Raw genomic sequence first — 24357 nt, forward strand, 5'->3', positions numbered from 1 at the left:
CCTTGCGCCGGCTCGCGATTCGTTTCCACGTGCAGGCCCCGACAGGGGCCATCTCATCAAACCCGCTGACTATAAACCACTCTTCCTGACCAGGGCGAGTCTAATGCAGCGTCCGGACGTCGCCCGGCAGCGTGTCGATATGCATCGGCGCCCAATGCCGCGGCCTGGCCCCGGGGAAATCCAGGCTCGCCCAGGGGCCGGCCAACGGCGGCGCGCCGGAGAGCCAGGCGACCAGGGCCTGGCGAAAGCCGGCGAGGAAGCTCTCGCGCTCGGGCGTTTCGCCCATGAAGAAGGAGAACCCCGCATAGAGGCCCCGTGCATAGGCCTCCCAGCTGCCGTAGTGTTCCGCGGCCAGCGCATGGGCACGCTCCAGCACACGACTGAAGGTGGCGCCGTCCAGCCAGCCGAGCTGCCGCCCGGCAATGGCCAGGTCGACCGCCTGGGCCACGTCCCAGGCGGTCATGTCCAGCTCGTTGCAGCCATCGGTGTTGTCGCGCACCCGCTGCAGGCGCAGCAGGTGGGTGCGATCCTCCTCGCTGCACTCCCCGCTCTCGAGCATGGCGATTTCCGACGCCAGCCGCTGCGCGTTCAGCGTGTAGGGCGCGTAGTTGATCTGGTACTCCTGGCGATCGCCCGCCTCGAGCAGGAAATCGAGGAACTCCTGAAGCTCGGCCTCGCCATGCAGGCCGTAGTGCCCGTCGATCCACTCGCGGATCGACACCGCTTCCCGCTCGCTCTCCACGTGCGGCTCGCTCCAGGCGGCACTGTTGAGCGGCCCCACCAGCGCCATGGCGGTGAAACGCGACAGGGTCGGCCGCGGGCCGGGCTCACGCCACTGGGACGCCTGCCAATCGAGCCAGTGGAAGGGGCTTCCCGGATCGTCCAGGTGCCAGCGGATCTCGTCGACCAGCGGCGGGTGCTCCCCTTCCGGCAGCAGGCGCTCCCACTGTGCCCAGGCCTCGAGCAGGCGGCGGGCATCGGGGTAGAAGCGGCACAGGGTCCCGCGCAGCGCCTCGGCCAGGCCCTCCAGCGCCTCGCCGTCGAACGCCTCGCTGTCCATGGCCATCTGGAGATAGAAGGCGTACTTCTCGGCCATGTGGATGGTGGCCGCATGACGGCTGGCCTGCTTCAGCGCCACGAGGCTGCTCAGGTCGGCGGCGTCGGGCTGCCCGAACGGGGTGTTGGCGGCGGGCAGGGCCCCGTGGGCGGCATCGGCCGCCAGCTGGTTGAGGTGGTGCGCCTGGGCCGGTAGCCAGTAGCGGGTCAGCGCCTCCACGCCCTCGTCGGGATGCAGCCCGAGGGTCTCGTCGAGATAGCGCAGGGCCTCGCCGCGCCGCTCGACGGCGACCGCCGCCGCCGGCCCCTGGCGCATGCCGAACTCGGGCTCGCGAACCGAGGCCAGCGCCAGCACCCATTGTCGCGACGGGTGCCGCCAGGCCCGCATGGCACGCCGCGATGCCTCCCGTTCCTCCTCGCTCATCAGTTGCTGCAGCGGGACACGCCAGGGGCTGACGGACGAGCCCAGCAGCAGCCCCCAGTCACGCTGCATGTCGGATAACCGATCATGACCCTCGAACAGGCTGCAGCCGCGCTGATAGGCGCGTGCCATCGCCGACCAGTCGCTGTAGCGGCGCAGCACCAGATCGGCGCCGTGGCTGGCGAAGTCCCGAGCCTCGCTCCCCTCGAGCCAGCCCGCACAGGCACCGGCCCAGGCCAGGTCGACCAGCCGCAGCCAGTCCCAGGCGGCCCACTCCAGGGGTTCGCCGCGCTCGATGAAGGCCAGCAGCACCCGGCCATAGTCGCGCTCGCCGCCGGAGAGCCCCTCGAGCCACGCCTTTCGCTCGTCGGCCGGCGCCGCCATCAGGCGGGTGGCATCGAGATCCCAGCCCTGCCGATGGCCATACCCGGCCAGCCACAGCAGGCTCTGGATCAGCCCCGTGCGGTCGTCGATCTGCCAGTAGCGCCACAGCCACTCCTTCGCCTCGGGCCAGTCCACCTCGCCGGGGGGCGCCTCCACCACCGGGGCGAAGGCCGCCCGCAGGCGCCAGCCCTGGTCCTCGGCAGCCTCGGGCCAGAGCGAGAGGGACTTGTCCGGGCGCTGCAGCGTTAGCCATTCGCTCAGGGTCTCCCAGGTCACGCCCTCGCCGTCGCGCTCGAGCACCGCCAAGGCCTCGCAGGCCTCCCAGAAGCCGTCGTCGCCCCGCACCCAGCCCTCGGAGCTCTTGGCATGCCGCAGCGCCACGAGCCAGCTCTCCAGGTTGGGGTACTGACGGGTGATCTCGTCGGTCAGGCGCACCAGCCAGCTGCGCAGGCGCTGCTCGCCGAGCCAGCCGGCCGACCCGGCCAGGGCGAGCAGCTCGAGTGCCGCCAGCAGGCGTGCCGGATCGGCCGTACCGGTGCCAAAGGCTTCGACCAGACGCCAGCCCAACTCACCGCGATCGGCGACGCCCAGCGCCTGCAGCCTGGCGCTGGCCGCCTTGGCGTCGACCGAATCGGGCTCGGGCTCGAAGGCCCAGTCGCACAGGACCAGCTGCTGAGCCCACCAGGCGTGAAGGGGATCGACCAAGGCTCACCTCGACGTTCAACCAGCGGAGACAAAGGCGCGGCGCTGCCGCACCAAAGGAAATCGGCGCCTAGTGTAACGGAAAGCGCGGCCCACGCCGATGGCTCAAGGCGGCAAAAAAGCCTCGCCCCGCGTCAATGGGAGGCTTGGCGCGGCGTTTTAAATAATGCACACTCGTCAAACAAGATAACCATTCCGTGGAGAAACCCATGACTCTCCCTGCCGATATCGTCATCGACAAGGCCTACATCGGTGGCCAGTGGCGCGACGCCGAGCGCCGTTTCAGCGTGACCGACCCCGCCAGCGGCGAGACGCTGGCCAGCGTGCCGGACTTGACCGCAGACGACGCGCGCGATGCCGTGGCGGCGGCGGAGGCGGCCTGGCCGGCCTGGCGCCGCCAGCCGGCCAAGCAGCGCGCCGCCCTGCTGCGCGCCTGGTTCGATGCCATCATGACCCACCAGGAGCCGCTGGCGCGGCTGATGACCCGGGAGCAGGGCAAGCCGCTGACGGAGTCTCGCGGCGAGGTCGCCTACGGCGCATCGTTCGTCGAGTTCTACGCCGAGGAGGCCAAGCGCATGGCGGGCGAGACCCTGCCCAGCCATGGCGCCGACAAGCGCATCCTGGTCTTTCGCGAACCGATCGGCGTGGTGGCGGCCATCACCCCGTGGAACTTCCCGCTGGCGATGATCACGCGCAAGTGCGCGCCGGCGCTGGCCGCCGGCTGCCCGGTGGTGATCAAGCCGGCCGAGGCCACGCCGCTGACCGCCCTGGCGCTGGCCAAGCTGGCCGAGGACGTCGGCTTCCCCGCCGGGGTGCTCAACGTGGTCACGGCGAGCCGCCCCGCGGCGATCGGCGACGTGCTGACCGGCGATCCGCGGGTGCGCAAAGTCTCCTTCACCGGCTCCACCGCGGTGGGCAAGACCCTGCTCGCCCAGTGTGCCGGCACGGTCAAGAAGGCTTCCATGGAGCTCGGCGGCAACGCCCCCTTCATCGTCTTCGACGACGCCGACCTGGACGCCGCGGTGGAAGGCGCGGTGGCCTCCAAGTACCGCAACTCCGGCCAGACCTGCGTCTGCACCAACCGCCTGCTGGTGCAGGCCGGCGTCTACGACGCCTTCCTGGAGAAACTGACCCGGCGCGTCGCCGAGCTGAAGGTCGGCAACGGCCTGGACGACGGCGTGATGCAGGGGCCACTGATCAACCAGGCCGCCGTGGACAAGGTGCAGTCGCACATCGCCGACGCCCTGGCCAAGGGCGGCCGCCTGGTCTGCGGCGGCGAGCCTCACGCGCTGGGCGGCACCTTCTTCCAGCCCACCGTGATCGCCGACGTCACCGACGAGATGCGCGTGGCCACGGAAGAGACCTTCGGCCCGCTGGCGGCGGTATTTCGCTTCGACAGCGACGACGAGGCCATCGCCATGGCCAATGCCACGGAGTTCGGCCTGGCGGCGTACTTCTACGCCCGCGACTATCGCCGTATCTGGCATGTCATGGAGGGCCTGGAGTATGGCATGGTGGCCGTCAACGAAGGGATTCTCTCCACCGAGCTCGCCCCCTTCGGCGGCGTCAAGGAGTCCGGCCTGGGGCGCGAAGGTTCCCACCACGGCCTGGATGAATTCACTGAACTAAAATACGTTTGTGTCGGCGGACTGTGATCGACAGCAGCGACTTTCCATGGAGGCCTAGATGAACAACGCACAGCTCAATGAACTCAAGCAGCGCTACGTCGCCAACGGCGCCGCGAGCCCTGCCACCCAGTTCGCGGATCGCGCCGAGAACGCGCTGATCTGGGACGCCGACGGCAACCGGATCATCGACTTCGCCGGGGGTATCGGCGTGCTCAACATCGGTCATCGCCACCCCAAGGTGGTGGCGGCGGTCAAGGCCCAGCTCGACAAGCTGATGCACACCTGCCAGACCGTGATGCCGTATGAAGGCTACGTCAAGGTGGCCGAACGCCTGAGCCAGGTCACCCCCGTGCGCGGCCACGCCAAGGTAATGCTGGCCAATTCCGGCGCCGAGGCGCTGGAGAACGCGGTCAAGATCGCCCGCGCCGCCACCGGCAAGAACAACGTCATCTGCTTCGACGGCGGCTACCACGGCCGAACCTTCATGACCATGGCCATGAACGGCAAGGTCGCGCCCTACGCCACCGACTTCGGCAGCATGCCGGGCAACGTCTTTCGCGCTCCCTTCCCCGTGCCCTACCACGGCGTCAGCGAGGACGAGGCGCTGCGCGGCCTGAAGATGGCGATCAAGACCGACGCCAACCCCCGCGACACCGCGGCCATCGTGCTCGAGCCGGTGCTCGGCGAAGGCGGCTTCTACCCCGCCCCCGCCAGCTTCCTCAAGGCGATCCGCGAGATCTGCGACGAGCACGGCATGCTGATGATCATCGACGAGGTGCAGTCGGGCTTCGGCCGTACCGGCAAGCTGTTCGCCATCGAGCACAGCGGCGTCGAGCCGGACATCATCACCATGGCCAAGAGCATGGCCGACGGCATGCCGATCTCCGCCGTGGTGGGCACCGACCGGGTGATGGACGCCTCCGGCCCCAACTCGCTGGGCGGCACCTACACCGGCAACCCGCTCTCCTGCGCCGCCACCCTGGCCGTGCTCGACGTCTTCGAGGAGGAGAGAATCCTCGAGAAGAGCCAGGCCCTCGGCGACAAGCTGGCCAAGCGCTTCGCCCAGTGGCAGAGCGACTTCGACTGCGTCGACAATGCCCGCCACATGGGCGCCATGGCGGCCATCGACCTGGTCTCGGACAAGAGCAAGCACACACCCGACGCCGACCTGGCCGGCGCGCTGTGCAAGAAGGCGCGCGAGATGGGGTTGATCCTGCTCTCCTGCGGCCTCTACGGCAACACCATCCGCTTCCTGATGCCGGTGACCATCGAGGACGAGATCCTCGAGGAGGGCCTGGACATCGTCGAGGCCGCGCTCAAGGAGCTGGTCGGCAGCAAGGCCACCGCCTGACCTTTCTTGCAGCGAAACACGCCCGCCGGCAGTCGATGCCGGCGGGCGTTTTCGTTCATGCCGTATCAGCGCTGGAAGTCATGCGGGCATGTCATTCGCTTGAGCGTCTCTCGCCCAAACCCGATGCTGCCCCATGGCTTCGCGCAGCGGGGGAAACACCTCGTCCACCGAGGCGCCGGTCAGCACGCCCTCGCCGGTGGGCACGTCCGCCGCATCCAGCAGCAGCTTGCCCTCGCCGGCGGCGGCGATCGCCTTGAGATGCTTGTAGGCCTCCTGCACGTAGTAGCGCCCCTGCCCCGACCGGGCCAGCGCATCCACGCTGTCGCGGCCGCCGGGCACGAACACCGCATCCACCGCCACCGAGGGCATGCCGTTGAGCATGGCATCGGGAGTCACGTGCTTGCCGTTCGCGGCCCGGACCGGCGACATGCTGGGTGCGATCACCATGCCCTGGGCGCCCTCGGCCTCGAGCTGCTTCTTGAGCGCCTCGACCTGGTCGGCGGCGACGCCGTCGGCGACCAGGATCGCCACCTTGCGGTAGCGGATGTTGCCGGGCAGGCGCGCCATCAGGCTCAGTGCCGGCGACTCGAGCTGGGAGCTCGCGCCCAGCTCCTCGGGCGCGGCCGGCTTCTGCGTCGGCGCCTCGATCCCGTGGTTCTCGCCGACACGACGGGCCAGCTCCAGGTCGATGTTGGGCAGGATCTCCCGGATCACCCGCTCGCGGATCCAGGGTCGCTGCACCTTGGATAGCTCGAAGGTATAGGCGGCGATGATGTGCTCCTTCTCCACCTCGGTCTGGCTGTTCCAGAACAGCGTGGCCTGGGAGTAGTGGTCGCCGAACGAGGGGCTGCGGGCACGGATCTTGTGCGCGTCGATGCGCTCGTAGTGGGACTCGAAGCCACCGTTCTCCGGCCCCGCCGGGGTCTCGCTGGGCCAGCCGCCGTCGATGGAGTTGGGCTCGTAGGAGGCCTGGCCCTTGTTGATGGTCTGGCGGTGCATCGCGTCGCGCTGGTTGTTGTGGAACGGGCACACCGGCTGGTTGATGGGCAGCTCGTTGAAGTTGGGTCCGCCCAGGCGCAGCATCTGGGTGTCCAGGTAGGAGAACAGCCGGCCCTGCAGCAGCGGATCGTTGCTGAAATCGATGCCCGGCACCACGTGGGCCGGGTTGAAGGCGACCTGCTCGGTCTCGGCAAAATAGTTGTCGGGGTTGCGGTCGAGCACCATCTTGCCGATGGGCGTGACCGGCACCAATTCCTCGGGGATGAGCTTGGTCGGATCGAGGAGATCGAAGTCGAACCGGTGTTCGTCCTCCTCTTCCACTACCTGGATGCCGAGTTCGAATTCGAGGAAGTCGCCGTTCTCGATGTCCTCCCACATCATGCGGCGATTGAAGTCGGGGTCGCGGCCCCACAGCTTCTGCGCCTCGTCCCAGATCAGCGAGCAGGTACCCGCCAGCGGCTTCCAGTGGAACTTGGCGAAGCGCGCCTTGCCCTGCCTGTCGATCAGGCGGAAGGTATGCACGCCGAAGCCCTCCATGTTGCGGTAGTGGCGCGGGAAGGCGCGGTCCGACATGGTCCACAGCACCATGTGGGTCGATTCCGGCATCAGCGAGACGAAATCCCAGAAGGTATCGTGGGCGGATTGGCCCTGGGGGATCTCGTTGTGCGGCTCGGGCTTCACCGCATGCACGAAATCGGGAAACTTGATCGCATCCTGGATGAAGAACACCGGCATGTTGTTCCCCACCAGGTCCCAGTTGCCCTCGTCGGTATAGAACTTGGTGGCGAAGCCGCGCACGTCGCGCACGGTGTCGTTGGAACCGCGAGCGCCCTGCACGGTGGAGAAGCGCACGAACACCGGCGTCTTCTTCTTGGGGTCCTGGAACAAGCCCGCCTTGGAGAACCGCGCGGCCTCGTCATAGGGCTGGAAATGGCCGTGGGCCGCGGCTCCGCGGGCATGGACGATACGTTCGGGGATGCGCTCGTTGTCGAAGTGGTTGAGTTTCTCGCGGAAGACGAAGTCCTCGAGCAGCGTCGGCCCGCGTTCTCCCGCCTTCAGCGAGTTGTGGTTGTCGGCGATGCGTGCGCCGTGGTTGGTGCGCAGGTCGTGACCGGTGGCGTCGCTGCGGTATCTCTCGAGCTGCTCCGACTTGCTGCGTTCGGTGGTCTTGAAGTCGGTGTCGTTGGCTTGGCCGCTGTTGGGCGTGGTGTGGGGGTTGTTCGCCATGCTGCTACTCCTTCGGGCGGTATCGATCCATCTCCCTGCGCGGCTGGTTCACCCGCCTGCGGCCATCGCGGCCCGGCGGCCTCGTTCGTCCGGCATCGTTGACAAGGTAGCCACGCCCCTCACGAGCGCCAATCAGCCCAGGCTATGGGAACAAAAGGAAACGTTAATCGGCTTCTGCTCGCTTCCGCCGCGGTCGCTATCAATAGGCGCGGCGGCTTGATGACGAGGCCCACGAGAGGCCCGTCGATCCGGTCGCGGTGGTGGACGGCAGCTGCACTTTCTGAAGCGACGAGCACACGCGAAGCGGCCCGGGCATCGCCCGGGCCGCCAGCTTCCCCATCGAGGCATTACGGCTAGCGCTGTCTGACCTTGGAAATGATCCACAGCAGCACCACCGCCCCCACCGTGGCCGTGACCAGCGAGCCGATGAAGCCGCCGGCCTGGAGCCCCAGCAGGCGGAACAGGAAACCGCCGATCACCGCCCCCACGATGCCCACGCCGATGTTGGGCAGGATGCCGAAGCCGCCGCCGCGCATGATGTTGCCGGCGATCCAGCCCGCCAGCCCACCGATGATCAGCCAGGCGATAAGTCCCATGTCGTCTCTCCTTTCCCTTTGATCGAAACTCGCCCCCGCGGGGGACCTAGATGGCGCTCAAGCGCGGCTTTCCTGCCCAGCGTAGCTCAGAATGACGAGCCGGGCTGCTCCAGGAAGGCCAGCTCCTCTTCGCTCGACCTGCGGCCGAGGATGGCGTTGCGGTGCGGATAGCGGCCGAAGCGCCGCAGGATGTCGCGGTGCAGGTGCTCGTAGCGCAGGTTGTCCTCGAGCCCGGGCTGGTCGAACAGCCGCAACGCCTCGTCGTGGATGACCAGCGACTCGCTGTGCATGTAGGGCAGGTAGAAAAAACGACGCCAGTCGATCTCCAGCTCGAGGTCGCAGCCCCGGGCCACGACCTCCTGGGCCAGCGCCAGCGCCATGGCGTCCTGGGCGAAGGCGCGCGGATCGTCGCGGTAGAGGTTGCGCGAGAACTGATCCAGCACCAGGATCTCGGCCAGCCTTCCCCGGGGCGTGGTGCGCCACCCCCACAGCTCGCCGGCCGCCGCCGCGCCATGCAACGCGGCGAAGCGCTCGCGGATCGTGCCATCGAGCTCGGTATCCTTGCGAAACCACTGGGCCGGCTCGAGCTCCTCGAACCAGAAGGCGATGACCGCGTCGCGGCCGGGCAGTCTCGCGTCCATGTCGTGTCCTCGTCGCGTGGGCTGCTGATATCATGCCCCTGAGCTTCGCACTTTTCACCCTTCACGCGCCACGGGAGCTGCCATGACGCCCATGCTCGGCATGTTCGCCTTCGTCTTCAATCTCGTCGGCCTGGTGATCTGCCTCGTCGGCCTGACGCTCGCCCAGCGCCTGGAGAAGCGCTGGCCGGGCCATGCCCTGGCCGGGCTGGGCTTCCTGGTTGCCACGATACCGATCTGGGGCCAGTGGCTGCTGGCCCGGTAAGCCAGCAGCCGATGCGAAAGCCGGCCGTTGCCAATGTCTCCCTGCCGGATGGAGACTGGCTGGGATCGGCCAGCCCTGTCCACGAAACGCGCTGATACCCCGGAGAACGCCATGCCCTTCAACGTGATGCTGCTGTCGCTGTGCCAGGCGCTGCTGGTGAGCGGCAACATCCTGCTGATCGCGGTTTCGCCGCTGATCGGCGCGCGCCTCGCGCCCGACCCGGCCTGGTCCACGGCGCCGGTCGCCACCCAGTGGCTGGGGCTGATGTGCGCCACCATTCCCGCCTCGCTGATCATGGCGCGACTGGGGCGCAAGCGCGGCTTCCTGCTGGGCAACCTGCTGGGCCTCATCGGCGTGGCGGTGGCCGCCCAGGCCCTGGTGGCCGAGGCCTTCTTCCCGTTCATGCTGGGCACCTGGCTGATCGGCATCGGCATCGGCTTCGGCCAGCTCTACCGCTTCGCCGCGGTGGAAGCCGCGCCCCTGGCGCTGCGCGACCGCGCCATCGGCCTGGTCATGGGCGGCGGCGTGCTGGCGGCCTTCTTCGGCCCGTGGCTGGCGCGCATCAGCCGCGAGGCGGCCACCACCCCTTTCCTCGGCAGCTTCCTCGGCCTGGGGGCGCTCTACCTGGTGGCACTGCTGGTGCTGCTGGCGACCCGCCTGCCGCCGCCCGAGACGACCCACGGCGAGGGCCGGCCGCGGCCGCTCGGCGAGATCGTGCGCCAGCCGGTGTTCCTGGTGGCGGTGCTCTCGGCGCTGATCGGCTACGGCGTGATGAACCTGGCGATGACCGCCACGCCGCTGGCGATGTCCGGCGCCGGCCACCACTTCGATCACGTCGCCACCACGATCCAGTGGCACGTGCTGGCGATGTTCCTGCCCTCGTTCGCCACCGGCCACCTGACCGCGCGCTTCGGCGCGCCGCGCATGATCGCCGCGGGCTGCGCGCTGCTGGCGGCGAGCGGCCTGGCCGCCCAGGTCGAGGCCGGCGTGACGGGCTTCCACGTGGCGCTGGTACTGCTCGGTCTGGGCTGGAACTTCACCTTCCTGCCGGCCACCGGCCTGCTCACCGAGGCCTACCGGCCGGCGGAGAAGGCCCGCACCCAGGCCGCCAACGAGTTTCTGGTCTTCACCACCGTGGCCGTCACCGCGCTGCTGGCGGGCCCGCTGGTCAACCTGCTCGGCTGGACGCTGCTCAACGCCGTGCTGGTGCCGCTGTCGCTGGTACCTCTCGCGCTGCTGGCCTGGCAGCGCCTTGCCAGACGCCGCCAAGACCCTCACATTAGCGGCTGACACTGCTGTGAAGGGATGCCTCATCGATGCGCCAGTCGCTCACACGGGAGCTGACCAACCTGGTCGAACGCGGCCGCGACCGCCAGCTGCGCCTGGCGGTCACCGGGCTGTCGCGCTCGGGCAAGACCGCCTTCCTCACCTCGCTGGTCAACCAGCTGCGCCACGCCGGCCTCGAGGCGCGCCTCGACCTGATGCCGGCGGCCCGCCAGGGGCGCCTGCTGGGCGCCCGCCGGGTCAGCCAGCCCGACCTGGGGGTGCCGCGCTTCCCCTACGACCAGGCCATGACGGCGCTCGACGCCGAGCCGCCGCGCTGGCCCGAACCGACCCGCGGCATCAGCGAGCTGCGCCTGTCGATCCGTTACCGCCCGGCGCGGCGCGGCCTGCTACGCAGCGAAACCGCCGAGCTCAGCCTCGACCTGTTCGACTATCCCGGCGAGTGGCTGCTCGACCTGCCCCTGCTGGGCCATGACTACCCGGGCTGGAGCCGCGCCATGCTGGCCGGCGCCGGCGAGCAGCGCCGCGCCCTGCTGGCCGAGTGGGAGCATGCCGCTGCCAGGCTCGACCCCGCCGCCGAGGCCAACGAGGCCGAGCTCGCGGACATCGCCGCGCTCTATGCCCGTAGCCTGCAGACGGCCCGCGAGGCGGGCTTCGCCAACCTGCAGCCGGGCCGCTTCCTGCTGCCGGGCGACCTGGAGGGTGCCCCGGTGCTGCAGTTCTTCCCGCTGCCGGCGCTGGCCGATGCCGACGATGCCGCGCTTTCCAAGCTGCCGCGGGAGAGCGTCTACGCCACCCTGGCGGCGCGCTTTCGCCATTACCAGCAGCGTATCGTGCGCCCCTTCTACCGCGACCACTTCCGCCGCTTCGACCGCCAGATCGTGCTGGTCGACGTGCTTGGCGCGCTCAATGCCGGCCCCGAGCGCTTCGAGGATCTGTCCCAGGCGCTGGCCACGCTGATGCAGAGTTTCGACTACGGCAAGCGCAGCCTGCTCTCGCGGTTGTTCGCACCGCGCATCGACAGGCTGGCGATCGCCGCGACCAAGGCCGACCACGTCACCCCGGAGCAGCACGCCAACCTGACCGCCCTGCTCGAGGCCCTGCTCGCCGAGCCGTTGCAGGACCTGCGCTACGCCAACGTACCGGTCAAGGCGCTGTCGCTGGCGGCGATCCGCGCCACCGAGGCGCACGAAGTGTCGCACAAGGGCGAACGCACGCCGGCCCTGCGCGGCACCACCCTGGAGGGCGAGGAGGTACTGGTATTCCCCGGCGAGGTGCCCGCCAGGCTGCCCGAGGGCGAGTTCTGGGCCCGCCAGGGCTTCGATTTCCGCGCCTTTCGCCCCGCCGCGCGGGAGGGCGGCGCGCTGCCTCATATCCGCCTCGATGCCGCGCTGGACTGGCTGATCGGAGACAAGCTGCAATGAGCGACCCTCGTCATGAGCCACAGGGCGACGGCCCGCGGCCGGCCCGCCGCTTCACCCTCGACGAGCCGGTCTCGCCGGGCGTCGAGCCGCCGCGACCCCGCCTCGATTTCGACAGCCAGCTGCCCACGCGCCCCGTGGAGGAGCCCCCGGCGAGCCGCGCCGAGCGCGACCTGGAGGCCAGCCTCGGCCGCCCGCGCAAGCGCCGCTGGGGGCTACTCGCCCTGCTCGGCGGCGGCATTGCGCTGGGCACGGCCGAAATGGTCATGCAACTGCCTGAAGCGCTGCTCGGTGGCGACTGGCTCAGCGGCGGCTGGCACCTGCTGGGGCTCGGCGCCATCGCCCTGGGAGCCGGCGCGCTCGTGCGCGAGGCCTGGCGGCTACGCCGCCTGAAGCGTCACGACGCCCTGCGCAGCCGGCTGGCGACGCTGCCTCGGGCCGATGCCCGGGAAGCGCTCGAACTGGCCCGGGTGCTCAAGCGCCAGCTCGGGCTCGACGACGACCACCCCCACTGGCAGGCCTTCCTCGCCGCCCGCGAGCCGCACCACGCCGGGGCGGAGGTGCAGCAGCTGCTGGCCCACCACCTGCTGGCCCCGCGCGATCGCCAGGCCCGGCGGCTGATCTCGCGCATGGCCGGCGAGACGGCGGTAATGGTGGCGATCAGCCCGCTGACGCTGGTCGACATGTTGCTGGTGGCGTGGCGCAGCCTGGCCATGATCGACCGCATCTGCCGCCTCTACGGGCTGGAGCTCGGCTACGCCAGCCGCCTGCGCCTGCTGCGCAACGTGCTCTACAACATGGCCTTCGCCGGCGCCACCGAGATGGCCGGCGATGCCGGCATGGAGCTGCTCTCGCTGAACCTGGCCGGCCGCCTCTCGGCGCGTGCCGGCCAGGGCATGGGGGTGGGCCTGCTGAGCGCCCGCCTCGGCCTGCGTACCCTGCGCCTGACCCGCCCGCTGGTCTTCGCCGAAGACGAGGCGCCGCGCATGGCCGACCTGCGCAGCGAACTCTGGCAGCAGCTGCGCCGGCTCGAGGAAACCCGCCAGGTGAACGGCAATCGGCCGAATGCTTGACCGGGGTCATGACGCCACCGTGCCAAGCGGCTAGGCTCGTGAATACGGATCGTTCCACTGCGTCATGAGGAAAGCGTCATGTTCAAGTCCATCCTGGTCCCCGTCGACGGCTCCGAGGGCGCGAAGAAGGCCCTCGACGTCGCCTGCCAGCTGGCCAACCCGGCCGATACTACCCTGCACGTGCTGCACATCCCCGAGGAGCTCACCCACGAGACGACGCTGGTGTGGGGCATCGGCGCCATCGCCATCGAGGCCTCCCGCCAGGAGCGCGAGGACATCGGCCGGCAGGTGGTCGACAAGGCCGCCGAGGCGGCGCGGGCCAAGGGCATCCAGCACGTCGAGACGGTGGTCGGCCAGGGCGACCCGGCCCGCGCCATCGTCAGCGAGGCGCGCCGACGCGGTGTCGAGGCCATCGTCATGGGCAGCCGCGGCCTGAGCGACCTGCGCGGGCTGGTGGTCGGCAGCGTGTCGCACAAGGTCAGCCACGTCGCCGAGTGTACCGTGATCACCGTTCGCTGAGCGGTCGGCCGGCAGGCCGCCGACCCGTGTCGGCGGCCTTTCGCGGCGCCGGCTCAGGCCAGGCGCTGCTCCGTGGTCGGATCGAACAGCACCGCGCGCCCCATGTCGACGCGCAGCGTCAGCCGCTCGCCCGCCTTGACCCGGCACTTGGGCCCGACCCGCGCCGTGGCCTCGCCCTCGCCGAGCTTGAGCTGCAGCAGGATATCCGCCCCGGTGGGCTCCACCACGCTGATGCGCGGCGTGAACGCCACCCCTTCGCTGAACTCGCCGAGCCGCGCGTCGTCCTCGGCGAAGTGCTCGGGGCGCAGCCCCAGGGTCACGGTCTCTCCGATCCGCCCGGCCATGGCCGCGGTTTCGCGCTCGCGCGGCCAGGGCAGCACCAGCGCCTCCTCTCCCGGCGTAGCCACCCGCAGCCGATACGCATCACTCTCGCCCTCCAGGGTGGCGGCGATGAAGTTCATCGACGGCGAGCCCATGAAGCCGGCCACGAACAGGTCGACCGGATCGTTGTAGACCTCGTCGGGCGAGCCGAGCTGGAGAATGCGACCGTCGCGCATCACCGCGATGCAGTCGGCCAGCGTCATCGCCTCGATCTGGTCGTGGGTGACGTAGACGATGGTGGTGCCCAGGCGCTGGTGCAGCTTCTTGATCTCGGTGCGCATGTCGACGCGCAGCTTGGCGTCGAGGTTGGAGAGCGGCTCGTCGAACAGGTAGACCTTGGGCTCGCGGGCCAGCGCCCGGCCCATGGCGACCCGCTGACGCTGGCCGCCCGAGAGCTGCGAGGGCTTGCGCTCGAGCAGGTGCGAGATCTGCAGCAGGTCGGCGACCCGCTCCACGGCGGCCTCGCGCTCGGCCCTAGGCACCTTGCGCATCTCCAGGCCGAAGCTGATGTTCTGGCGCACCGTCATGCTCGGGTAGAGCGCGTAGGACTGGAACACCATGGCGATGTCACGCTCCGCCGGGGTCTGCCAGGTGACGTCCTCGCCGGCGATGCGGATCTCGCCGGAGGTGACCGGCTCGAGCCCGGCAATGGCGTTCATCAGGGTCGACTTGCCGCAGCCCGAGGGGCCCACCAGGATCAGGAATTCCCCCGAGTCGATTGCCAGGCTCACGTCCTTGAGCACCTGCTCGCTGCCGAAATCCTTGCATACGTTGTTGATTTCCAGCGCTGCCATGTCGATACCCTCTCGTAGTTCGGTTGCTCAGCCCTTGACCGAGCCGGCCGTGAGGCCGCGGACGAAGTATTTTCCCGCCAGGACGTAGACGATCAGCGTGGGCAGCGCGGCGATCATCGCCGCCGCCATGTCGACGTTGTACTCGCGCACCCCGGTGGAGGTGTTGACCAGGTTGTTGAGCGCCACCGTCACCGGCTGGGTGTCGTGGGCCGAGAAGGCCACGCCGAACAGGAAGTCGTTCCAGATCTGGGTGAACTGCCAGATCACCGTGACCACGACGATCGGCGCCGAGACCGGCAGCAGGATGCGCCAGAAGATGCGGAAGAAGCCGGCGCCGTCGAGCTTCGCCGCCGATACCAGCTCGGTGGGCACGGCGACGTAGAAGTTGCGGAAGAACAGCGTGGTGAAGGCGATGCCGAAGATCACGTGGACCAGGATCAGACCCGCCCGCGAACTCGACAGCCCCAGCCAGCCCAGCGTCTGCGCCATCGGCAGCAGCACGACCTGGAACGGGATGAAGCAGCCGAACAGCATCAGCGCGAAGAGCAGCTCCGAGCCCTTGAAGCGCCACTTGGTCAGGGCATAGCCGTTGAGCGCGCCGACGATGGTGGAAACCAGCACGGCGGGTACCACGATGGCGATGGAGTTGAAGAAGTAGACCCCCACGCCCTCGCAACGCATGCCGGTGCAGGCCTCGCCCCAGGCCTTGGCCCAGGGCGCCAGCGTCGGCTCCCGGGGCAGCGAGAGCAGCGTGCCGGGGGTGATCTCGGCCAGCGGCTTGAGCGAGGTGATCAGCATCACCGCCAGCGGCAGCAGGTAGAACAGCGCGGCCAGCAGCAGCACGGTGTACAGAACGGCACGCGCCAGCCGCGCGCCGAGGGTGCGGCGTCGAATCGGGTCAGCCATGGCGTCGGTTCCTCAGCTCGGAGTAGAGGTAGGGAATCAGGATCGCCAGCACACCGCCCAGCATCAGCATGGCGCTGGCCGACCCCAGCCCGATCTGCGCCCGGGTGAAGGCATGGGCGTACATGAAGGTGGCCGGCAGGTCGGAGGCGTAGCCCGGCCCGCCGCCGGTGAGCGCCACCACCAGGTCGAAGCTCTTGATGGCGATGTGCGAGAGGATCATCACCGCGCTGAACACCACCGGGCGCAGGCACGGGATCACCACCCGCCAGTAGATGCGCGGCAGGCTGGCGCCGTCGAGCTGGGCGGCCTTGACGATACTGTCGTCGATGCCGCGCAGTCCGGCGAGGAACAGCGCCATGACGAAGCCCGAGGCCTGCCACACCGCGGCGATCACCAGGGTGTAGACGGCCATGTCGGGGTCGGTGATCCAGTCGAAGCGGAAGTTCTCGAAGCCCCAGCCGCGCACCATGGCCTGGACACCGAGGCCGGGGTTGAGCAGCCACTTCCACACCACGCCGGTGACGATGAACGACAGCGCCATGGGGTAGAGGTAGACGGTGCGCAGCGCCCCCTCCTGGCGGATACGCTGGTCGAGCAGGATCGCCAGCAGCAGCCCCAGCACCAGGCAGATCGCCACGAACAGGCCGCCGAACAGCACCAGGTTGGTGGACGCCACCCACCAGCGGTCGTTGGCCATCAGCCGGGCGTACTGGCCGAAGCCGACGAACTCGTAGCTGGGCAGCATGCGCGAGTTGGTCAACGAGAGAATGAAGGTCCACAGCATGAAGCCGTAGACGAAGAGCAGCGAGATGGCGACCGACGGCGCCAGCACCAGCTTGGGCAGCCAGGCCTGGAGCAGGCCGGCATGGCTGCGCCGGGAGCCGGAAGCGGCGGCCGGCTGCGCCGCGGGACTGGTCAGGGACATAGCGGAAACCTCGGACATGGGCGGCGTGCCGGCGAGGGGCCGGGGCGGGAGAGCGACCCGGGCCCGGCCCCTCGTTCGGCGACGGTTACAGGGCGGCCTGGGCGGCGTTCACCATCCGCCGGGCGGCCTCCTCGGCGGCCATGTCACGCGAGTTGAAGTAGTTGGTCACGACGTCGAAGATGGCGCCCTGGACATCGGCGCGCACGGCCATGCCGTGGGCCATGCTGGGCACCAGGCCGCCCTCCTCGGCGGTGCGCTGGAAGTCGTCGAGCGACTGCCGGGCGCACGAGTCGAACTCGCTCATGTCGAGGTCGGGGCGCGCCGGGATCGACCCCTTGGCCAGGTTGAAGGCCTCCTGGAAGGTCGGCTCCAGCACCAGCCGCGCCAGGGCGTGCTGGGCCTCGCGCTCTTCGCCCTCGACGCGGAACATGGCCAGGCTGTCGATGTTGAAGGTGAAGGCGTCCTGGGTGCCCGGCGCGGCGGCGCACAGGTAGTCCTCGCCGGCGGTGAGCCCGGCGGCGGTGAACTCGCCCTTGGCCCAGTCGCCCATCAGCTGCATGCCGGCGGAGCCTTCGATGACCATCGAGGTGGCGATGTTCCAGTCGCGGCCCGACATGTCGTCGTCCATCAGCTCGCGCAGGCGCTTGAAGGTCGTAAGCGCCTCGACCATCTGCTCGCCGCCCAGCGCCTCGGGGTCCAGGTCGACCAGCGCCTGCTGGTAGAACGCGGTGCCGCCGGTGGCCAGCAGCACGCTCTCGAACACGGTCGCGTCCTGCCACGCCTGGCCGCCATGGGCCAGCGGGATGAAGCCCGCCTCGCGGATCGCCTCGCCGGCGGCGAACAGCTCGTCGAGCGTGGTCGGCATCTCGACCCCGGCTGCCTCGAGCACCTCCGGGTTGGCCCATAGCCAGTTGACACGATGCACGTTGACCGGCACCGCCACGTACTGGCCGTCGTGGCGCATGACTTCGGCCACCGTGCCCGGCAGCAGCTCGTCCCAGCCCTCCGCCGCGGCCACCTCGTCGAGCTCGCCGAGCAGGCCGAGCTCGCCCCACTCCTGGATTTCGGGCCCCTTGATCTGGGCCGCCGAGGGAGGATTGCCGGACATGGCGCGGGACTTGAGGACGGTCATGGCGGTCTCGCCGCCGCCGCCGGCCACGGCGAAGTCCTCCCATCCATAGCCTTCGGCTTCCATCAGCTCCTTGAGCACGTTGGCGGCACGCGCCTCGCCACCGGAGGTCCACCAGTGCAGCACTTCCACCTCCGCCGCCTGGGCGCTGGCGAAGGCCAGCGACGCGGTCACCGAGGTGGCCAGGGCGAGCGCGGTCTTCTTGAACGAGGTCTTGAACGTAGGCATCGGCATGCTCCTGCTGTTGTTATTGACTCCGGTGGGCACCGGGGTGCCAGTAACGCTAACCGAGAGCGGCCTCCTTGGGGGTTACGTAGTCCTGCAAAGTATTGAACCCATATTACAGGGCCGTAACATTTCCCGGACGCGGCAGGGTGAGGGTGACCTCGAGACCGCCCTCGGGGGCGTTGGCGAGCGCGATGTCGCCGCCCAGGGCGCGGGCGATATGGCGCGCGATCCCGAGCCCCAGCCCGCTGCCGCCGGTATTGCGGCTGCGCGAGGGTTCGAGGCGCACGAAGGGGGCGAAGACCCGTTCGTGCAGGGCTTGGGGAATACCCGGGCCGCGGTCGCGAATGAGGATGGAGAGCTGCTCGGGCGCATCGACCAGCGTCACCTCGGCGCACTTGCCGTAGAAGACGGCGTTCTCCACCAGGTTCGCCAGGCAGCGCTTGAACGCCAGCGGCTTGACCGGCAGCGGTTCGGCGTGCCCCGCCACGCTGACCTTGCCGCCCTGCAGCGCCAGCTCCTCCGCCAGTTCGTCCAGCACGGCCCGGGGAGCGACCGGCTCCACCGCCTCGTGCAGGTCGAAGCCCTTGACCGAGGCCAGCGCGCCCTTGACCAGCAGGTCGAGCTCGTCGAGCGAGGCGCAGAAGCGTTCGCGCTGCCGCGGGTCGTCGAGCATCTCGGCACGCAGGCGCATCCGCGTGATGGGGGTCTTGAGGTCGTGGGAGATCGCCGAGAACAGCCGTTCGCGCTCCTCGACCTGGTCGCGGATGCGCTCCTGCATGCGGTTGAAGGCCGTGGCGGTGGCGGCCACCTCGCGCGGCCCGCTCTCGCGCAGCGGCGGCGCATCGAGGTCGTCGCCGAGCTGACGCGCCGCCCGCGACAGCCGGGCCAGCGGCCGGGTCACGCTGCGAATGCCGAGCAGCGACAGGCCGATCACCGTCAGCAGCACCATCAGGCTCGCCAGCAGCCGCTCGCCGGAGAGCCAGCGGTACTCGTTGAACAGGTCGGGCACCGGCAGCAGCGTGGCCACGTAGAGCCAGGTTTCGGGGCCGAGCTCCATCTGCACCACCAGGATCGGCGGCGACAGCGGCTCCATCAGCAGGCTGTGCTGGCCCCAGCGCGGCGGCAGGTCGTGCAGCAGCACCTCGTTGTTGTAGACGCGCAGCGTCTCGGGCCGCGAGAACTCCACCAGCACATCGTCGATGTTCAGCTCGGCCGTGAGGATCTGGTGGAAATTCTCCACCACCAGCGCCTTCTCCGCCCCCGAGCCGACATCCTCCACCGGGATGCGCCGCTCGTTGACGCTGACGAAGAAGCGCGTGCCGCCCATGTTGCGCAGCTGGTCGAGCACGATGTGGCGGTACTCGTAGGGCAGCGAGCGGAAGAAGCGCATGGTCGAGGCCACGCTGTAGGCGACATTGCGCGACAGCTCGTCGAGCTGCTCGAGCTGGCTGGAGCGCACCTGGGCGGTCCATACGGTATAGCTCGCCAGCTGCGCGGAGAGCACGCCGACGAGCATGATCAGCACGAAGCGTCCGCGCAGGGTGCGCGGCAGGAACCGCGCCAGACGCCGGCGCCAGCAGACGCAAGGCGCCTCGTTCACGTCAGCGCTTCGACCCGGGCGGTGAACACGTAGCCGGCCCCGCGCACGGTGCGGATCAGCTGATGGTAGTGGGTATCCTCGCCCAGGCGCTGGCGCAGCCGGCAGACGTGCACGTCGATGGAGCGGTCCAGCGGCGGCGAGGGGCGGCCGCGGGTCAGCTCATAGAGCGCCTCGCGCGAGAGCACCTGCTCGGGGTGTTCGAGGAACACCTGCAGCAGCTGGAAATCGGCGCCCGAGAGCGGCGTGCGCGCCTCCCGCTCGTCGATCAGCTCGCGGGTCATGCGGTCGAGACGCCAGGGGCCGAAGGCCACCAGCCGTGCCCGTGCCGGATCGGCGACCCCGCCTCCCCGCGCGCGGCGCAGCACTGCCTTGATCCGCGCCAGCAGCTCGCGCGGGTTGAACGGCTTGCCCAGGTAGTCGTCGGCGCCCAGCTCGAGGCCGAGGATGCGGTCGGTCTCGTCGGCGCTGGCGGTGAGCATGATGATCGGCACGTCGCTGGCGCGGCGGATGTCGCGGCAGATGGTGAAGCCGTCGTCGCCGGGCAGCATGATGTCGACGATGAGCAGGTCGGGGGCTGCGCTCGTCATCAGGCGATGCAGCGCCTCGGCATCCTCGGCGGCCAGGGCGCGGTAGCCGTGGCGCCCGAGGTAATCGACCAGCAGTTCGCGGATCTCGGGGTCGTCGTCGACCACGATCAGGGTGGCGGGCGTTGTGGTCATCGTCATCCGATGGCAGGGGAGCTGCTTGGGCAGCGCCGTGGGTCGTTGTCGTTGTTCGGCTTCGATGATGGGCAAGCACGACCGGCGCGGCAAGGGGGCCTAGACCAACGTCGCAGCTCGCTAGAGGGAGAAACGCTCCCGCAGGTGCCTGGCCACGGCCGACTCGGCATGGTGGCCGATGAGGCGCGCCACGGGCACCCGCCGGGCCAGTTCGGGGTGGGCATTGGCCATCACGTGGGCCTCGCCGGCGAGGCTGAGCATCTCGGTGTCGTTGAGGTTGTCGCCGAAGGCCAGGCACTGCCGGCTGTCGAGCCCGAGCATGGCGAGCAGCGCCTCGAGCGCCGTGCCCTTGTTGACGCCTCCGGCCATGATCTCGAGCGAGTTGACGGTCGAATAGGTGACGTGCAGGCGCTCGCCGTGGCGCACGCGGATGGTGGCCTCGAGCCCCGCCAGCCGCTCCGGCTCGCCGATGTAGAGCACCTTGCCGACGCCCTCCCCGTCGAGGCTCGCCGATTCGACCACGCGATAGCCGAAGCCGGTATGGGCGTGGTAGGCCAGCAGACGCGGCTCGGGCGCGTCGATCAGCCATTCGTCCTCGCGATAGAGGTTGAGGCGTACGCTGTCGTGGCGCTGCAGTTCGATCAGGTCGCGGGCCTGTTCGGCCTCGAGGTGGCGCGATGCCAGCAGCTCGCCGTCGGGGCCGTGCAGGTAGGCGCCGTTGGTGCTGATGACGTGGATCGGCACGCCCAGGCGGTCGCGGAAGGCGAGCATGTCGCGAAAATGGCGCCCCGAGGCGAAGGCCAGGTGGTGACCGCGCTCGGCCAGCAGGCGCAGGGTCTCGATGGTCTCGGGGTGCAGGTCGTGGTTGGCGTCCAGCAGGGTGCCGTCGAGGTCGGAGACGATCAGGTGCGGTGTCATGGGCGTCCATAGCATCGAGTACCCGATAGAGGCTAACGCAGCCTGCGGCCGTTTGCACAGGGGCACTCGCCCGACCCCGCTTCGACCGCAGGGAGCCTTGCCGCCGTGCCGGGCACGCCTCCGGCGCGGCCGCCCGTCTCCGCCAACCTGCTGGTTCTTCGCGGTCATGGCGGCAACGTTTGGCGACGGCGGCGGGAATCCGTATAGTGGCCGTCCTACCCCGCCACACGTTCGTGACCATGCTGCAGAACAACCCGCTGCTCGCCCAGCTCAAGCAACAGATTCGTCAGACCACTCCCCGCGCCGAGGGGGTGATCAAGGCCACCGACAAGGGCTTCGGCTTCCTCGAGACCGACGACGGCAAGTCCTATTTCGTGCCGCCGCCCGCCATGAAGCAGGTGCTGCACGGCGATCGCGTCCAGGCCGCGATCCATGAGAATGGCGACAAGATCTCCGTCGAGCCCGACACCCTCGTCGCGGCGGGCCTCGACCGCTTCATCGCCCGGGTGCAGAAGCGCGAGGGGCGCCTGGCCGTGGTGCCCGATCACCCGTCGATCAAGAATGCGCTCAAGGCGCGCATCAAGAACAGCCTCGACGAGGCGAGCATCGGCGATGGCGACTGGGTCGTGGCGCGCCTGGTGCGCCACCCGCTCAAGCCCGACGACCGCGCCTTCTTCACCCAGATCGACGAACTGGTGGCCAAGGCCGACGACCCCGCCGTGCCATGGCGGGTGACGCTGGCTCGCCATGCCCTGGAGCAGGAGTGCCCCGACGCCGGCGACGACTGGCCGCTGCGCGACGAGGGGCTCGACCGCCAGGACCTCACCGCCGAGCCGTTCTTCACCATCGACGGCGAGAAGACCCGCGACATGGACGATGCGCTGCGCATCGAGCCACACGAGAACGGCGGCTGGCGACTGACGGTGGCCATCGCCGACCCCACCGCCTACGTCGAGGAGGGCCATGCCGCCGACCTGGAGGCACGCACCCGCGCCTTCACCGTCTACCTGCCGGGGCAGAACGTCACCATGCTGCCCGAGCAGCTCGCCGACGACCTGTGCTCGCTGCGCGAGGGCGAGGAGCGCCCGGTGCTGGCCTGCACCCTGCAGGTGGAGGCCGACGGCAGCCTCGGCGACTACCGCTTCTTCGCCGCCACCCTGCGCTCCCGGGCCAGGCTGGTCTACGATCGCGTCTCCGACTGGCTCGAGGGCCAGGGCGAGTGGGCCCCCGCCGAAGAGGTCGCCGACCAGCTGCGCGCGCTGCGCGACATGACCGAGGCCCGCGCGGCCTGGCGCACCGAGCATGCGCTGGTGTTCAGGGACCGCCCCGACTACGTCTTCGACCTCGACCCGGCGGGCAACGTGCTGGACGTTCGCATCGAGGAGCGGCGCATCGCCAACCGCATGATCGAGGAGTCGATGATCGCGGCCAACGCCTGCTGCGCCCACCTGCTCGCCGAGCACGTCGGACACGGCATCTTCAACGTGCATCGCGCCTTCGACCCGGAGAAGACCGAGGCGGCCCACGAGTTTCTCACCGCCCAGCAGATCGAGGTCGAGCTGGAGGCGCTCTCCGAGCTGCCGCGCTATAAGGAGCTCAAGCGGGCGCTCGAGAGCCGCGACGACGCCTGGCTCGACGCCCGCCTACGCCGTTTCCAGGGCTTCACCAGCATGTCCGCCCGCCCCGGTCCGCACTTCGGCCTGGGCCTGGCCGCCTACGCCACCTGGACCTCGCCGATCCGCAAGTACGGCGACATGGTCAACCACCGCCTGATCAAGCGCGTGCTAAAGGGCGAGCAGGCCCCGGCCGAGGCGACCCTGGCCCTGACCGAGCAGCTCACCGAGCGCCGCCGGCTCAACCGCATGGCCGAGCGCGACGTCAAGGACTGGCTCTATGTGCGCTACCTGACGCCGGCGGCCAAGGCCCAGCAGGCCTTCGAGGCGGAGATCTTCGGCATCAGCCGCGGCGGCATGCGCGTGCGCCTCGTCGCCAACGGCGCTACCGCCTTCGTCCCGGCGCCGATGTTGCACAGCGACCGCGACAAGGTGGTGATCGACGACAAGGAAGGCCGTATCCAGATCGAGGGTGAGGAGCGCTACAAGCTCGGCGACCGCATCCGCGTCGAGCTGGTCGAGGCGCGCGAGGAAACCCGCTCGCTGGTGGCACGCCCAAGCGAGTGAGCCCGCCGCCGCGCGCCGACATCGCCCCGCCAACGGCTCCGGGCGGTATCGGCGCGGTCACCCCTGCCCCTGACGCCTCCGCTTCTCGGCCGCCCAGTCGATGGTCGGCCCCGCGAGGCCGTGACCGCCGGCATAGGGCGACGGCTCGGGCGGCCGCCACCCCGCCAGCAGCGCCTCATCCAGACGGAACACCTCGACGCCGATGGGATGGCAGGTCAGCAGCGGGTCTCCCGCGTTCGGCCCCCAGAGTTCCTGCGACAGGTCTCCCCCGGGGCAGCACGACAGCGCGCAGAGCAGATCGATCTCGGCGAACAGCTCGAGATAATCGCCCTCCCGCGCCGGGCACGCCTTCATGAAGTACTGGTCGGCGTCGTTGAGCCCCGTGCACTGGAAGACGTTGAGCACGTCGTGGACGTCGAACTCGGTGAGGCCGTGCGGCAGCACCGCGCGCACCAGGTTGGAGTGGCAGTGGTGATCGAAGTCCTCGCCGGTGAGCAGGCGATTGACGTAGGGGTCGCAGCGGGTCCCCAGCAGGTCGTGGATACGTCCTCCCTGCTCGTCGACGCCGCTGCCATCGACGCCATAGCTCGCCAGGGTGTCGGCGATGATCGTCGTCATCGGGCGCAGGTAGGGCAGCGTCGACCACAGGCGGTCGTAGGTGGAGACATGAGCGCGCTGCAGCTGGCGGGTGCGCGAGGCCCAGAAGCGCTCGCGAGGATTGTGCAGGTGCCACAGGTTGAGGTCGCCGACCTGGGGGCCCTCCAGCGTGGAGAGACGCATCACATGCCCCGCCGGCACCGTCCACGCCCTCCCCTGGCGAATCGGTACCACCAGCGAGTCGACGCGCGTCCTCGCCGTGGGCTCGGTCAGTCGCGCATAGAAACTTCGGTCGACATCGAGAACGGACCCTCGTGTCGCCTGGTAGGCGGCAGGTACCTGGGGCATGGGAGGCCTCCTTCGCGTGCTTTCCCTCCAGCGTAACCCATGCTGCCCCGTGCGCTCGCCGTCGCCCT

Annotated in this window: 20 protein-coding genes; 8 read left to right on the top strand and 12 right to left on the bottom strand. The window is 69.5% G+C overall.

The features are described 5' to 3' along the window. Nucleotides 1-100: 100 nt before the first annotated feature. Nucleotides 101-2566 (bottom strand): DUF1266 domain-containing protein, encoded by a 2466-nt coding sequence (locus tag DIS04_RS04780; RefSeq protein ID WP_111412537.1) that lies wholly within the window; start codon nucleotides 2564-2566, stop codon nucleotides 101-103. A gap of 206 nt (nucleotides 2567-2772) precedes the next feature. Between DIS04_RS04780 and DIS04_RS04785 the strand changes: the two genes are divergently transcribed. Together DIS04_RS04785 and gabT are read left to right on the top strand one after the other, a co-directional pair. Continuing rightward, on the top strand, nucleotides 2773-4218 hold the full coding sequence (locus DIS04_RS04785) for an NAD-dependent succinate-semialdehyde dehydrogenase (RefSeq protein ID WP_111412538.1): 1446 nt from the start codon (nucleotides 2773-2775) through the stop codon (nucleotides 4216-4218). Between the two features lie 31 nt (nucleotides 4219-4249). After that, on the top strand, nucleotides 4250-5542 hold the full coding sequence (gene gabT / locus DIS04_RS04790; RefSeq protein WP_111412539.1) for a 4-aminobutyrate--2-oxoglutarate transaminase: 1293 nt from the start codon (nucleotides 4250-4252) through the stop codon (nucleotides 5540-5542). A 78-nt stretch (nucleotides 5543-5620) separates the two neighbouring features. Here the strand turns inward: gabT and katE are convergent, their stop codons facing one another. The 3 genes from katE to DIS04_RS04805 form a co-directional block, all read right to left on the bottom strand. Further along, complete coding sequence (katE, locus tag DIS04_RS04795) at nucleotides 5621-7768, bottom strand: catalase HPII (protein ID WP_111412540.1); 2148 nt, start codon at nucleotides 7766-7768, stop codon at nucleotides 5621-5623. Nucleotides 7769-8121: 353 nt separating this feature from the next. After that, nucleotides 8122-8364: a GlsB/YeaQ/YmgE family stress response membrane protein gene (locus DIS04_RS04800; protein ID WP_111412541.1), complete on the bottom strand. Its 243-nt coding sequence runs from the start codon at nucleotides 8362-8364 to the stop codon at nucleotides 8122-8124. Between the two features lie 86 nt (nucleotides 8365-8450). Further along, on the bottom strand, nucleotides 8451-9005 hold the full coding sequence (locus DIS04_RS04805) for a DUF924 family protein (protein ID WP_111412542.1): 555 nt from the start codon (nucleotides 9003-9005) through the stop codon (nucleotides 8451-8453). 82 nt (nucleotides 9006-9087) lie between these two features. Between DIS04_RS04805 and DIS04_RS04810 the strand changes: the two genes are divergently transcribed. The 5 genes from DIS04_RS04810 (at nucleotide 9088) to DIS04_RS04830 (ending at nucleotide 13564) form a co-directional block, all read left to right on the top strand. Continuing rightward, nucleotides 9088-9267 carry a hypothetical protein gene (locus DIS04_RS04810; protein ID WP_111412543.1) on the top strand — a complete coding sequence of 60 codons (180 nt, stop codon included), beginning with the start codon at nucleotides 9088-9090 and terminating at the stop codon, nucleotides 9265-9267. 111 nt (nucleotides 9268-9378) lie between these two features. After that, the gene (locus DIS04_RS04815) at nucleotides 9379-10557 is read left to right on the top strand and encodes an MFS transporter (protein WP_111412544.1); all 1179 of its coding nucleotides are present in this window, start codon (nucleotides 9379-9381) and stop codon (nucleotides 10555-10557) included. Nucleotides 10558-10583: 26 nt separating this feature from the next. Continuing rightward, a complete protein-coding gene (locus DIS04_RS04820; protein ID WP_111412545.1) occupies nucleotides 10584-11975 on the top strand; it encodes a YcjX family GTP-binding protein in 1392 nt (463 codons plus the stop codon). Further along, nucleotides 11972-13045: a YcjF family protein gene (locus DIS04_RS04825; RefSeq protein WP_111412546.1), complete on the top strand. Its 1074-nt coding sequence runs from the start codon at nucleotides 11972-11974 to the stop codon at nucleotides 13043-13045. The genes DIS04_RS04820 and DIS04_RS04825 overlap by 4 nt, the downstream gene beginning before the upstream one ends. Nucleotides 13046-13123: 78 nt before the next feature. Next, complete coding sequence (locus DIS04_RS04830) at nucleotides 13124-13564, top strand: universal stress protein (RefSeq protein WP_111412547.1); 441 nt, start codon at nucleotides 13124-13126, stop codon at nucleotides 13562-13564. A gap of 53 nt (nucleotides 13565-13617) precedes the next feature. Here the strand turns inward: DIS04_RS04830 and DIS04_RS04835 are convergent, their stop codons facing one another. The 7 genes from DIS04_RS04835 to DIS04_RS04865 form a co-directional block, all read right to left on the bottom strand. Next, nucleotides 13618-14739: an ABC transporter ATP-binding protein gene (locus DIS04_RS04835; RefSeq protein WP_111412548.1), complete on the bottom strand. Its 1122-nt coding sequence runs from the start codon at nucleotides 14737-14739 to the stop codon at nucleotides 13618-13620. 27 nt (nucleotides 14740-14766) lie between these two features. Then, nucleotides 14767-15645 (bottom strand): carbohydrate ABC transporter permease, encoded by an 879-nt coding sequence (locus DIS04_RS04840; RefSeq protein WP_111412549.1) that lies wholly within the window; start codon nucleotides 15643-15645, stop codon nucleotides 14767-14769. Then, on the bottom strand, nucleotides 15638-16570 hold the full coding sequence (locus DIS04_RS04845) for a carbohydrate ABC transporter permease (protein WP_111412550.1): 933 nt from the start codon (nucleotides 16568-16570) through the stop codon (nucleotides 15638-15640). Before DIS04_RS04845 ends, DIS04_RS04840 begins: the two co-directional genes overlap by 8 nt. An 85-nt stretch (nucleotides 16571-16655) precedes the next feature. After that, on the bottom strand, nucleotides 16656-17933 hold the full coding sequence (locus tag DIS04_RS04850; protein WP_111412551.1) for an ABC transporter substrate-binding protein: 1278 nt from the start codon (nucleotides 17931-17933) through the stop codon (nucleotides 16656-16658). A gap of 106 nt (nucleotides 17934-18039) precedes the next feature. Next, complete coding sequence (locus DIS04_RS04855) at nucleotides 18040-19443, bottom strand: ATP-binding protein (protein WP_111412786.1); 1404 nt, start codon at nucleotides 19441-19443, stop codon at nucleotides 18040-18042. Between the two features lie 80 nt (nucleotides 19444-19523). Next, nucleotides 19524-20246, bottom strand: a complete 723-nt coding sequence (locus DIS04_RS04860) for a response regulator (RefSeq protein WP_111412787.1) — start codon at nucleotides 20244-20246, stop codon at nucleotides 19524-19526. A gap of 120 nt (nucleotides 20247-20366) precedes the next feature. Next, entirely contained in the window at nucleotides 20367-21164 is a 798-nt protein-coding gene (locus tag DIS04_RS04865) for a Cof-type HAD-IIB family hydrolase (RefSeq protein WP_111412552.1), read from the bottom strand. Nucleotides 21165-21403: 239 nt separating this feature from the next. Here DIS04_RS04865 and DIS04_RS04870 point away from each other — a divergent pair, with 239 nt between their 5' ends. Then, on the top strand, nucleotides 21404-23344 hold the full coding sequence (locus DIS04_RS04870; protein WP_111412788.1) for an exoribonuclease II: 1941 nt from the start codon (nucleotides 21404-21406) through the stop codon (nucleotides 23342-23344). 57 nt (nucleotides 23345-23401) lie between these two features. Here DIS04_RS04870 and DIS04_RS04875 read toward each other — a convergent pair whose 3' ends face one another. Next, nucleotides 23402-24289, bottom strand: a complete 888-nt coding sequence (locus DIS04_RS04875; protein WP_111412553.1) for an urea carboxylase-associated family protein — start codon at nucleotides 24287-24289, stop codon at nucleotides 23402-23404. Nucleotides 24290-24357: the final 68 nt, after the last annotated feature.

Origin of the sequence: Billgrantia lactosivorans (assembly GCF_003254665.1) — a bacterium.
GTDB lineage: Bacteria > Pseudomonadota > Gammaproteobacteria > Pseudomonadales > Halomonadaceae > Halomonas > Halomonas lactosivorans.